9 protein-coding genes are annotated in these 12,627 nt (G+C 62.0%); 8 read left to right on the forward strand and 1 reads right to left on the reverse strand.

Annotated features, from left to right (window positions below):
- Positions 1-2: 2 nt before the first annotated feature.
- Positions 3-2,714 (reverse strand): YhgE/Pip domain-containing protein, encoded by a 2,712-nt coding sequence (locus BAD_RS00340; protein ID WP_011742615.1) that lies wholly within the window; start codon positions 2,712-2,714, stop codon positions 3-5.
- Positions 2,715-3,022: 308 nt separating this feature from the next.
- On the opposite strand from BAD_RS00340, the gene fbaA reads away from it, so the two are divergent.
- The 8 genes from fbaA to BAD_RS00380 all read left to right on the forward strand — a co-directional run bounded on the left by fbaA (position 3,023) and on the right by BAD_RS00380 (position 12,593).
- Positions 3,023-4,090 carry a class II fructose-bisphosphate aldolase gene (gene fbaA, locus BAD_RS00345; protein ID WP_011742616.1) on the forward strand — a complete coding sequence of 356 codons (1,068 nt, stop codon included), beginning with the start codon at positions 3,023-3,025 and terminating at the stop codon, positions 4,088-4,090.
- 185 nt (positions 4,091-4,275) lie between these two features.
- Positions 4,276-5,562 carry an adenylosuccinate synthase gene (locus BAD_RS00350; protein WP_011742617.1) on the forward strand — a complete coding sequence of 429 codons (1,287 nt, stop codon included), beginning with the start codon at positions 4,276-4,278 and terminating at the stop codon, positions 5,560-5,562.
- A gap of 263 nt (positions 5,563-5,825) precedes the next feature.
- A complete protein-coding gene (locus tag BAD_RS00355) occupies positions 5,826-7,337 on the forward strand; it encodes a ClC family H(+)/Cl(-) exchange transporter (RefSeq protein WP_231837116.1) in 1,512 nt (503 codons plus the stop codon).
- Positions 7,338-7,552: 215 nt separating this feature from the next.
- On the forward strand, positions 7,553-8,620 hold the full coding sequence (locus BAD_RS00360; RefSeq protein WP_041777197.1) for a fluoride efflux transporter FluC: 1,068 nt from the start codon (positions 7,553-7,555) through the stop codon (positions 8,618-8,620).
- On the forward strand, positions 8,620-9,006 hold the full coding sequence (locus BAD_RS00365; protein WP_041777198.1) for a fluoride efflux transporter FluC: 387 nt from the start codon (positions 8,620-8,622) through the stop codon (positions 9,004-9,006). Before BAD_RS00360 ends, BAD_RS00365 begins: the two co-directional genes overlap by 1 nt.
- A 133-nt stretch (positions 9,007-9,139) precedes the next feature.
- On the forward strand, positions 9,140-10,582 hold the full coding sequence (locus BAD_RS00370) for an ABC transporter permease subunit (RefSeq protein WP_041777199.1): 1,443 nt from the start codon (positions 9,140-9,142) through the stop codon (positions 10,580-10,582).
- A 3-nt stretch (positions 10,583-10,585) separates the two neighbouring features.
- The gene (locus tag BAD_RS00375; protein WP_003807330.1) at positions 10,586-11,569 is read left to right on the forward strand and encodes a branched-chain amino acid ABC transporter permease; all 984 of its coding nucleotides are present in this window, start codon (positions 10,586-10,588) and stop codon (positions 11,567-11,569) included.
- Positions 11,562-12,593 carry an ABC transporter ATP-binding protein gene (locus BAD_RS00380; protein WP_041777200.1) on the forward strand — a complete coding sequence of 344 codons (1,032 nt, stop codon included), beginning with the start codon at positions 11,562-11,564 and terminating at the stop codon, positions 12,591-12,593. The genes BAD_RS00375 and BAD_RS00380 overlap by 8 nt, the downstream gene beginning before the upstream one ends.
- Positions 12,594-12,627: the final 34 nt, after the last annotated feature.

The following is a 12,627-nucleotide window of genomic DNA, read 5'->3' on the forward strand; positions in this document are numbered from 1 at the left end:
TTTCACTGTTCGTTCCCCTCCTCACGCAGACTCCTGCCAGCATTTCCGTCCGTGTTTCCAGCCGCATACTCAGCCGCATGTTCAGGCGCATGTCCGGCCGAACCACCATGCGCAGCCTCATACAGCCTCGTACGTACGGCATGCATCGGCTTGTAATGCATGCCCGGCCGGAACAGCAGGTTCTCGTGCAGGATCGCGCTGCGGAACTCTTCCGCACTCATCGCTTCCTCGCCCAGATAATTCGCATACCGTTCGCGCAGATACTCCACCACGATGAGATACGTGTCGATGGCGATGATCGAAATGATCCAACCGAGCAGCATGGCGAGCTTCATGCGCGTGATGAATAGCAATAGCAGGAACACGAACGGCAGTACCGCCAGCGCGAGGAATCCCCAACGCACCAGGCGCGGGTACAGGCGGAAGAAATGAATCGCCCGTCTGCGGACGAGTTCGGGGAACTCCTCGGCGATCTGCTGCGCGGTCTCGGTGAGCCGCAACGGTTCCACCGTGCCTTCGTTATGTTCGGTGATCATCAGATCAGTGTCCGCCAGACGGTTGTCGAACAGGCGGTTGAGGTTTAACGCCAGCTTGCGGACCACCAAGCCGATGAACAGCGCCACAGGCAGATACCAGAACAGCGAGAGCATGTCGATCCAATAATGGTTGGCATACATGCCGCCGATCGGCCCGCGCATCGCGTTGATGCCGTAGGTGAACGGTAGGAACGGTTTCAGACGGCGGAAGAATTCCGGCATCATCTCGATGGGGTAGAGGCCTGCCGCGCCCGGAATCTGGATGATCACCAGAATCACGGCGACGGCCTTGCCGATATGCCGGAACGCCACGGCGAGCGCGTAAATGATGTTCACGTAGACGAACGAGGCGAAAATGCCGGCGAGGATGAACAGGAACGGATGCTCGCATTGGATGCCCAGCGCGAGATCGCCGATCGTGGCGATGATCGCCTGCAGGAATCCGACCGTGACGAACAGCAGCCAACGGCCCATATAGCCTTGGCGTGGCGTGTACATGCGGATCTTCTCATCGCGGTCCACTTCAAGCTTGTAGATCGCGACGAGCACGAATCCGCCGACCCACAGCGCAAGATTCGTGTAGAACGGCGTGACCGCGGAACCATAGTTTTTGACCGGGTAGAGGACCTGTTCGTCCAAATGCACCGGCTCGCCCACGAACGAGCCGACCTCGCTCGCGTCAAGTCCGAGCGCTTGGGAAAGCTGCTGGAACATCGCCGAACTGCTCAACGCGGCCACATCGGTGCGCGTGGTGTTGAGCTGTTTGGCGAGATTGGCGAGCTGTGTCTGCGTGCCAGCAATGGTGGTGTTCGTTTGGGTCACGGTGCGCGACAACTGGTCGAGCAGCCCGTTGCCCTGTTCCAGCGTGCTTTGCAGCGTGGTAAGCGTGCCGGACAGCGACCCATTGGCCAGGCTGAGTGTATCGAGCCCGGTGTTGAGATTCGGCATGACCGTGCCGGTGATGGTCGTGCGTGCGCTCGCCATCGACGCCGTGCCGTTCTTCGCCAGCGTGGTGACATCGTCGTTGAACCCGTTCGCGGTGTTCTTCCCCGCGTTGATCGCAGCCGTGGTGTCCTGATCGAAGGCGTCGATGCGCTGCTGCTGGAACGTCAGCTGTTTGCGGGCTTCGGCGAGCTGCGCGGAAAGATCCTTATACGTTTGGCTGTTCGGATCCAGCTGGCTGGCCTGCAACGCCTTCTCCACGTCGTCGAGCACATTGCCGGTGGTGGTGTTGACGTGATGCATGGTGCTGGACACTTGGTCGAGCGCGTCCTGCGTGGTGTTCAGTCCGCTGAGCACGGTGCCGGTGGCATTGCTCACGTTGACCTGCAGGCCGGACAGTTGCGTGCTGCCGTTGTCGAGCGCTCCGACCAGCGTGTTCGAGAATCGTTCGGTTTGTGTGCGCGTCTCGCTCAGCAAGTCGGACGCCTTGCCGACGGTGTCAAGCGAGTTGGTGATTTCCGAGGTGAGCGCGATGTTGGACTGTTTGGCCGAATCGATGGTGGTGAGGGCCTTGTCGAGCGTGGAGCGGGTGTCGCGCAGCTGCTGTTGGACGGTTTCGAGCTGGTTGATGGTGTCGGTCAGATCGTTGATGACGTCGCTTTGCGCGCTTTTCACGCTGCCGGTGGTTTCTCCCGCTGCCTCCTTCACTTCCTTTGCCACGGCGTCGGCCACGCTGGAAACGAAAGTGGTGTTGATCTGCTCGTCGATCGTGGTCGCGCCCGTATCGGTGATTTTCGGCGCGATCGCGTTCAGCTTTTCGTTGATGTAGTACGTGATCGACGGTCGGTCGCCTTTACCGGTGACGGTGCCGATTAGTCTGGAGCTGAAGTCTTCCGGCAGTACGATCGCCGCATAGTATTTGCCGGATTCCACGCCTTCGATGGCTTGCTGCTTGGGAACGAAACGCCAGCCGAGCTGATGGTTCTTCTTAAGCTGGTTGACGGTCTGCTGGCCAGCGTCGAGATGGCCGACCAGCGTGGAGGTTGTGCCCTTGTCCTCGTTCGCCACAGCGACTTGGATGTTGCCCGTGTTCGCGTACGGGTCCCAGTTGGCGAGGATATTGCACCATGCGTACAGTGATGGGATGATGGCCACACCCAGCGTGACGACGAGCGCCACGGGGTTCTTCAGAATGCGTTTCACGTCTCGAAGGAAGATGGCGAAAACCTGGTGCATCAAGCCTCCTCGCGGGTATTGGTCGCAACATCTACGTGCGGCGGCATGCCCGTGCGGGAACACCCGGTTGGGCTCTTCGTCGCGCGATCCGGTGGACATTCTATGACTTCCGATGGAACGATCGCAATGGTTTCGCCATGTTTATTGGTCGGTCCCGCAAGTGTCGGGATATGAGACGAAAACGCTCGGCATATGGCTCTAGTGGGGCGGGCGACCTGGATATGGAGCGGACGGTCGGGAAAACGGAAAGGAAAGATGGCGAATGTTGTCACATGACAAGTGGGATAGGGTTGGGCGATAATGGAGGCATGACTATTGCAACGCCGGAACGTTATGCGCAAATGCTGGACGCCGCACGCCGCGGCGGTTACGCCTATCCCGCGATCAATGTGACCAGCACGCAGACCCTGAACGCCGCACTCCAGGGTTTCGCCGAGGCGGAATCCGATGGCATCATCCAAGTCTCCGTAGGCGGCGCCGCCTACTTCTCCGGGCAACGCGTCAACGACCGCGTCACCGGCTCGCTTGCCTTCGCAGCCTTCGCGCACGAAGTCGCGGCGAAATACCCCAACATCACCATCGCCCTGCACACCGACCACTGCGCCAAACAGTATTTGGACGAATGGGTGCGCCTCTTGCTCGACCATGAAGTCGAACAGGTGAAGCACGGTCAGGAACCGACCTTCCAGTCACACATGTGGGACGGTTCCACAGTGCCGCTGGATGAAAACCTCGACATCGCAGAAGAACTGCTCGACAAATCCCAAGCCGCGCACACCGTGCTGGAAATCGAAATCGGCGCGGTCGGTGGCGAAGAAGACGGGCACAGCGCCGAAATCAATGACAAACTGTATTCCACGCCCGCGCAAGGCATCACCGTCGCGCAACGACTCGGCCTCGGCGAGCGCGGACGCTACATGGCCGCCTTCACCTTCGGCAACGTGCACGGCGCATACAAACCGGGCGTGGTGAAACTGCGCCCCGAACTGCTCGACGAAATCCAGACCACGGTCGCGCTCGCGATCAAGGCCGGCGAAATGCCCGACCCCGCGCACTCGCTGGATGTCGCTCCCGGTAAGCCGTTCGCCCTGGTGTTCCACGGCGGTTCCGGCTCCGCGCCGGAGGAGATCGCGCAGGCCGTGAGCTACGGCGTGGTGAAGATGAACATCGACACCGATACGCAGTACGCATTCAGCCGTGCGGTGGCCGGTCACATGTTCTCCAACTATGATTCGGTGCTCAAAATCGACGGTGAGGTGGGCAACAAGAAGCTGTACGATCCGCGATCCTGGGGTCGTGAAGCTGAATCCGCGATGGCCGCGCGTGTGGTCGAAGCATGCAAGCAGCTCGGCAGTGCCGGGCGCGCGCTGAACTAGCCAACGGTCTTTCGAACTGTTTTCGGGCGTTTTCTGGTCTGTTTTTCGGACCGGTTGCAATCCGATTACGGTCGGTCCGGAGCCGTGAGCATCCCTCAGACCCGGTAGAGGGTGAAGAGTAACCTTTGTAAGGCTTTAGGCGCAAGGCTTAAGGCAGAATCGCGTACGCACGGAGGTGCAACAACATGCCTGGAATTGTTTTGATCGGTGCCCAGTGGGGAGACGAGGGCAAAGGCAAGGCAACGGATCTGATCGGCACGAAGGTCGACTACGTGGCCCGCTTCAACGGCGGCAATAACGCTGGCCATACTGTGGTGGTCGGCGACGAATCGTATGCGCTGCATCTGCTGCCGTCCGGCATCATCAGCCCCAACACCACCCCTGTCATCGGCAACGGCGTCGTCGTCGATCCGGAAGTGCTGTTCCAGGAGATCGACGGCCTTGAAAGCCGTGGCGTGGACTGCTCCCGACTGCTGGTGAGCGAAAGCGCGCACATCATCGCCCCGTATCACCGCGTGCTCGACAAGGTGACCGAACGCTTCCTCGGCAAGCACAAGATCGGCACCACCGGCCGTGGCATCGGCCCGGCATACGCCGACAAGATCAACCGCGTGGGCATCCGCGTGCACGACCTGTTCAACGCGGAGCACCTGCATGACAAGGTCGAGGCCAGCCTGCATCAGAAGAACCAGATGCTCGTCAAGCTGTACAACCGTCGCCCGATCGACGTGGACGAGACCACCGACGAGCTGCTCAAGCTCGGCGAACGCCTGAAGCCGTACGTGGCCAACACCTCCCTGGTGCTCAACAAGGCGCTCGACGAGGGTAAGACCGTGCTGTTCGAAGGCGGCCAGGCCACCATGCTCGACGTGGACCACGGCACCTACCCGTTCGTGACTTCCTCCAACCCGACCGCCGGCGGCGCCTGCACCGGCACCGGCGTTGGCCCGACCAAGATCACCCGCGTGGTCGGCGTCTCCAAGGCGTATGTGACCCGCGTGGGCGAAGGCCCGTTCCCGACCGAACTGTTCGGCGAGGAAGGCGAATGGCTGCGCGCCCAAGGCCACGAGTACGGCGTGACCACCGGTCGCCCGCGTCGCTGCGGTTGGTTCGACGCGGTCGTCAACCGTTACGCGGCCCAGGTCAACGGCCTGACCGACATCGTGCTCACCAAGCTCGACGTGCTCACCGGCCTCAAGGAAATCCCGCTGTGCGTGGCGTACGACGTCAACGGCGAGCGTCGCGACGATATGCCGACCGACCAGGCCGAGTTCGCCGCCGCGAAGCCGATTTACGAGTCCATGCCGGGTTGGGACGAGGACATTTCCCAGGTCCATGACTTCAACGATCTGCCGAAGACCTGCCAGGATTACGTCAAGCGTCTTGAGGAACTGTCCGGCTGCCGCATTTCCGTGATCGGCACCGGCCCGCAGCGCGACCACATCATCCAGATCAACTCGCTGATCGACTGAAGCTGATTCGGCTGATTCGTCGATATGAACGTCGGTAACGAACGTCAATGACAAGTGCCGGTGGGCCTGTGCCTGCCGGCACTTTGCGTATGGTGCGTGCGATGGCGTGCGCGTATGACGCACACCGCATACACACCGACGGGGTGCGCGGCGGAGGAACGGAAAAGGGGAGTGCGATGACTGCAATGCCGCCTAACGACAGGTTCGACAGGTTTGACAGGTTCAGCAAACTGGTCCCGCGATTCGACCACCTGAAATGGAAGATGGCCGCTGCCGGCATTCTCGTCGGCCTGATTTCCGGCTTCCTCGTCGTCCTCTACCGTCTCGGCATCGAATACGGCACCGACACCGCGCGCTGGATCTACGCGCGCATCCGCGAAACCCCGTGGCTGGTCGCACCGTGGGCGGTCGCCGCAATCACAGCCGCGCTCGCCATCGCATGGATGGTCAAAAAAGAGCCGATGGCCGGCGGCAGCGGCATTCCGCAAACCAACGGCGTGGTGATCTGCGGCCTGAAAATGCGATGGCAGACGATTCTGCCGGTTCGCTTCATCGGAGGCCTGCTCGGATCGCTCTTCGGCCTCTCGCTCGGCCGCGAAGGACCGTCCATCCAAATCGGCGCATCGGGCGCGCAGTTCCTATCGCACCGGCTGCGCGGCAAGAAACGTGAGGACATGCAGGAGCATTATCTGGTCACCGCCGGTGCCGCGGCCGGCCTGTCCGCCGCGTTCAGCGCACCGCTGTCCGGCATGATGTTCGCTTTGGAAGGGGTGCATCGCAGTTTTTCGCCCGCGATTCTGATGGGCGCCACCGCCGCGTCCCTGACCGCCGATTTCGTATCGAAATACTGTTTCGGCCTGCGTCCGGTGCTTGACTTCGGCACCATCGGCCAACTGCCGCTCGGCGAATACGGGTGGCTGATTCCGCTGGGATTGGTGGCCGGTTTGGTTGGTTCGCTGATGAACCGTTCGCTGCTCGGCTTCCAAACGCTGTACGGCAAGCTTCCCGCATGGAGCCGCCCTTTGATCGCGATCGCACTCGCGCTGCCAATCGGCATTTGGCTGCCTGACGTGCTCGGCGGCGGCTCGAACCTGATCGCCATGGCCGAGCATGCGCGCGTCGGCTTGGGCATGCTGTGCGTGCTGTTCGTGGCGAAAGTGCTGTTCACCTCCACCAGCTTCGGTTCAGGCGCTCCCGGCGGCATTTTCATGCCGATTCTCGCGGTTGGCTCACTCGCCGGCGGTATCTGCGGCGAGACGTTGCACCAGTTCGGCAACCTGCCGTCCGATTCCGTGGCGATTTTCTCGGTATGCGTGATGACGGGCACGCTGGCCGCGTCCGTGAAAACACCGATCACGTCGATTCTGCTGGCCGTGGAAATGTCCGGCACATTGACGCACATGCTGCCGGTCGCCGCCGTCGCGTTCATCGCATTGCTCGTCTCCGACCTGCTGCGTACGAAACCGATCTACGGCGAGCTGCTGGAACGGTACATGCGCGCGCAAGGCGGCACGACGGCAATCGCCAATCGCATCGACAACGGCATCATGGAACTGCCTGTGGAAATGGGCGCGACCGCGGACGGCAAGCTGATGCGTGACGTGCGCTGGCCGTACGGCTGTCTGGTGATTGGCCTGCGTCGCGGCGAACGGCAGATCGTGCCGCATGGCGATACGCGGCTGCGTGCCGGCGACTATCTGGTCGTGCTGTTCAGCGGCGAGGACGAAAGCGACGCACGGCATGCGATGCGGCGGCTGTGCGACGTGTCCGTCTGACGCGGTCTTACCGTCTTCCATAACCATTCGTAGACGTCTAGGGCCACCCGAAGTTATCCATAGTTATCCACCGAATCGGACATGTTCGATGTTTGGTTGCAACGCACGTGTAGACTCGTACAAGGTTAGGAAGACGGCACCTGCGGCCAGCTCGTTGCCGTATGGCTGGGGCGGAACGACGCTGTCCGCGGAAAGCCAAGTACAAGGGGAATGTGATGGAATCGCAAGAACAACGGGCGGCAGACTCGCCAAACGCGGGTGATGAGCCGAATCCCGCCACACAGTCGATCGACGTCGCCGAAGTGGCGCGCGCGGATGTGCGCCCGTCCGGTGCCGCCGCATCCAAGCATCCGCCGCAGATTCCGCTCGCGCCGATGAAACGCATGCAGGCGCGATTCAACCCTCTTGCCGATGGTCTGATGTATCTCGTGGTGTTCGTCGGCGGCTTCGTCGGCGTCGGGTTCCGTCGTGCCACGGACCTGCTGCTGCCGTCGGTGAACGGTTCGCCGTTCGTGGTGGGCACGTTCGTGTCGAATATGCTCGCCTGCTTCCTGTTTGCGATGCTGACCGAATACATGGCGACCGCGTCGTGGCTGCGCCGCAGGGTGCGGCAGGTCGTCAGCCGTGGCGTCGGGCTTGGTTTGCTTGGCGGACTGTCGACGATGTCCGGCGTGATGTTGGAAACCATGGAAGGCATGCGCGAGCAGCGTTTCGGCAGCGCGCTCGGCTATCTTGCGGGAAGTTTCGCTGGCGGTCTGATCGCGGCCGCGGTTGGCGTGGCGCTGATGCAGGCGTTGCTGGCGCGCGGCACACGCAAGCGGGTCCGTAACGCGATCGCCGATGCCTCCACGGCTTCCGTATCCTCAATGTCCGATTCGGGCGATTCGGACGCGTACGGCATCGTGCAGGACGTCCAGATGACCGACACTGCAGTATCGGCTACGCAGAGTGTTACGCAGACGGTCCCCATGGCCGATTCGGGCGAATCGGACGTGCCGGCCGCGCAAAATGTGCAGAACAACGTGCCGGACGCGCAGGGCGTGCGCCACGTGAAGGTGGCGGATGCGGCGCATTCGGCCGCGCAGGCCGCGTTGGAGGCCGCGCAGGCGGCACAGCAGGCGGCCCAGGTCGCCCAGCAGGTCGCGCAGACCGGGCAGGTGCCGAAAATCGAATCGCAGCCGCAGTCATCGCAACCCGTCGCACCTCTGCCCAGCTTCGAACCCAAGCCGGTCACCGCGGAAATCCCGCTCGTCGCCGACCCGACCACAGGGGAGGTGCGCTGATGACCTGGATGATCTGCCTGTTCGGCGGCATCGGCGCCATGGCCCGTTATGTGCTTGACGTGTCGATCCAACGCAGCTGGAACCGTAACGGCAACCACAGCTTCCCCCTGGCCACGCTCGTCATCAACGGCGTCGCCTCCCTGTGCGCCGGCATCGCCATGATGTCGTACTATGCGCAGTCGGTTGATATGGGCACGGTAATGACGTTCGTTGTGGGGTTCCTCGGCGGATTCTCAACATTCTCGTCGGCGATCAACGAGGTGCTGTCGCTGATTCGCAAACGCCGTTTCGCCATGGCCCTGGGCTATGGCGCTGCCACGGTCGCGGTGCCGCTCGCCTGCGTGGCGCTCGGATTCGGCATCGCCATGCTGGGCGGCCACGCATAGCTGTCACCGGCTTGGCCGCGCGTAATTTTCACGTTACACGGGCGGTCATCGGGTAACGTTCAGGAAATCTGAGCGCAACCGCGCGAGCTGTTTCCTCTCCTACGTTGTGAAAACAACAAGAGAGGAAAAACCTATGACAGCCGTAACGTATCTCACACGGCATCGTCGACCGGGAATCGTCATACTCTGTTCGATTGTCGCCGTTCTCTCGATGCTTTTCGTACTCCCTCCCGCCATCGCGTCCGCAGCCGATTCCGGCGCGCAGGCCGTCGATGAATGCAATCCGACCGCCAGCAACGGCTGCGTCAATGGCATCCTGCAGGACGCCGACAAGAAGCCGATCGCCGACGTCACCATCACGCTGTCCGGCAAGGCAACGGCGGAAACCAAAACCGCTGCCGACGGCAAGTGGGCGTTTTCCGTTGCCGATGACGGCGATTACACCGTCACCATCGACGCATCCGTTGCGAAAGAGCACGGTCTGAAGGCAAGCAGCGCAACGGTGACGATCAGGAAAGCCAGCTTCGACAAGCAGCGCGGAGTCGTCCGTTTCGACCAAGCTGGCGATTCCACCGGCAGCGGCACGTCCGGCACATCTGGATCGTCCGGCTCGGCAAACGGCACGAAAGGCGCGACCGGCACATCCGGATCGACGGCGGCCACGCAATCGCCAGTCAAAAAAGGCGGCTCCAATGTCGGCAAACGCATCTGGCAGCAACTGTATTCCGGCATTATCTTCGGCCTGATGCTGGGCCTCATGTCCGTCGGCATGAACCTCGTCTACGGCACCACTGGCCTGCAGTCGTTCTCACACGGCGAACAGGTGACGCTCGGCGGCCTCATGGCATACGTCGGCACGCAGATGCTGCACATGCCGCTCATCGCCTCCGCCATCTTCGCCATCGTCATCGGCGCGCTGACCGGCTTCATCCAAAACGAAATCGTCTGGGGGCCGCTACGCAGACGCCACGTCGGCACCATGCAGCAGATGATCGTCACCATCGGCCTGTCCATGGCGTTGCAGTACACGTTCCAGTTCTTCTTCGGTGGCGACATCAAAGGCATCGTCAAATCGGTGCCGGACAGCTTCCAGCTCGGACCGATCACCACCGACATGCCGACGCTGGTCTCCGCGCTCATCGCCATCTGCGTGATCGTCGGCGTCACCCTGTTCCTCTACAAGACGCGACTCGGCCGCGCCACACGAGCCGTGTCCGACAACGCGGCGCTCGCCGCAGCATCCGGTATCAACGTGGATCAGGTGGTCCGCGTGGTCTGGATCCTCTCGTGCGCGATGGCAGCCCTGTCCGGCGTGCTGCTCGGCGTCTACCTGAACGGCATCTCCTGGAACACCGGCGCGACCCTGATTCTGCTGATGTTCGCCGCGGTGACGCTCGGCGGCCTCGGCACCGCCAATGGCGCGTTGATCGGCTCGCTGGTCATCGGCATCGTGGCGGACATGAGCTCGCTCGTCATCCCCAACGATATGCGTTACGCCAGCGCGCTGGCAATCCTCATCATCGTTCTGCTGGTGCGCCCGCAGGGCATCTTCGGCAAGCAGCAAAGGGTGGGCTGATCCATGGACATCATGACAATCATCTCCAACGCGGCGGGCGAACTGATCGCCCCGACCACGGCGGCGTACGTACTCGCCGCCATCGGTTTGAACATTCACTTCGGCATGACGGGCCTGATGAACATGGGCCAGGCCGGTTTCATGCTCCTCGGCGCTTACGGATTCGCCATCACGCAGTCGATGGGCTGCAACCTGTTCGCCTCCGTATGCGCGGCGCTCGCGCTCGCGGTCATCTACGCGCTGCTGCTGGGCATTCCGACGCTGAAACTCGGACCCGACTATCTGGCCATGGTCACATTGGCCGCCGCGGAAATCATCCGCATCATCGGCAGATCGACGGCCATGACGAACTTCACCGGCGGTTCCGCGGGCATCTCGCCGCAGGACTTCACCGAGAAATTCGAATCGCTTTCGCCGCTGCCGGACGGTTCGACCACGTTCCTGCTGTGGACGTACAGCAACAACATCGCCAACTCCTGGTGGCTGCGCATCGTGGCATGGGTTTTGGTGGTGATCGCGGCGCTGCTGTGCTGGCGCTGGTTCCACTCGCCGTGGGGCCGCATGCTCAAAGGCATCCGCGAGGACGAGAACGCGATCCGTTCGCTCGGCAAGCCGGTGACGCGATACAAGATGGAATCGCTGATTCTGGGCGGCCTGTTCGGCGCGATCGCCGGCATCATCTTCGTCCTGCCGCGTTCCGTACAGCCCGATTCGCTCGGCCGCACCGTCACCTTCTACGTGTGGACGATTCTGCTGCTGGGCGGCGCGGCCACGATTCTCGGCCCGGTGCTTGGCTCCTGCGTGCTGTGGGTGCTGCTCACCTTCGTCAAGGAGGTCATGCGCAACACCGTTCCCGAAACCCTCATCTCTTCCAACCAGATCGAAGCCCTCGGCTGGGTGATCGTCGGCGTCGCGCTGATGTGCCTGGTGATCTTCAGACCACAAGGCCTGTTGGGCGACCGAAAGGAGTTGGCTTTCCATGCCTGATACAACGAATTCTCCGACCACTGGCGTGCAGCCGGCCACGGAACCCGCAACCGGCGTGCAACCCGTATCCGGTGTGCAGCCCGGCGTACCATTCCAGGACCTCACCAAATGGGCCACCAAAGCTCCGGAAGGCGAGACCCTCATCTCCACCGCCTATCGTGACAAAGTCACCGACGATCTGAAATTCGTCGAAAACAAGCCGGGCGTGCACAAGCCCGACCCGATCCTCGTGGCCGACAACGTGACCCGCAAATTCGGCGGCATGACCGCCGTGGACGTGAGCCACTTCGAAATCGAACGGCACGGCATCACCGCGCTGATCGGACCGAACGGCGCCGGCAAAACCACGTTCTTCAACCTGATGACCGGCTTCGATACGCCGAACACCGGCACCTGGCAGTTCGACGGCAAGGACATGGCCCACGTGCAGCCCGAAAAAGTGGCGCGCATGGGCATGGTCCGCACCTTCCAGCTAACCAAGGTGATGAGCCGTCTGACCGTGCTCGACAACATGCTCCTCGGTGCCCCCGTGCAGCCGGGCGAAGGCATGTTCCGCGCGCTGTTCCCCGGCATGTGGAGGAAGCAGGAGCAGGCGAACATCGAAAAAGCCGAGGCGCTGCTGGAACGCTTCCTGCTGATCAAAAAGAAGGACGATTACGCCGGCGCGCTTTCCGGCGGCCAACGCAAGCTGCTGGAAATGGCACGAGCGCTGATGTCCGACCCGAAACTGGTCATGCTGGACGAGCCGATGGCCGGCGTGAATCCCGCGCTGAAACAGTCGCTGCTCGACCACATCATGGCGTTGCGCGAGGAAGGCACCACAGTGCTGTTCGTCGAACACGACATCAACATGGTGAGACACATCGCCGACTGGGTCACCGTGATGGCGGAAGGCAAGATCGTGGCCGAAGGCCAACCGAAGAGCGTGATGAACGATCCGGCCGTGATCGACGCATATCTGGGCGCCCACGCGAACGTGGACCTGGGCGACGATTCCGTGCTGGAAGACCTGAAGGAGGCCTGAAATGAGCGACATCGCAAGCGTGGCCGACGAGCCG

It is taken from the genome of Bifidobacterium adolescentis ATCC 15703, assembly GCF_000010425.1.
In the GTDB taxonomy this organism is placed as follows: Bacteria; Actinomycetota; Actinomycetes; order Actinomycetales; family Bifidobacteriaceae; genus Bifidobacterium; species Bifidobacterium adolescentis.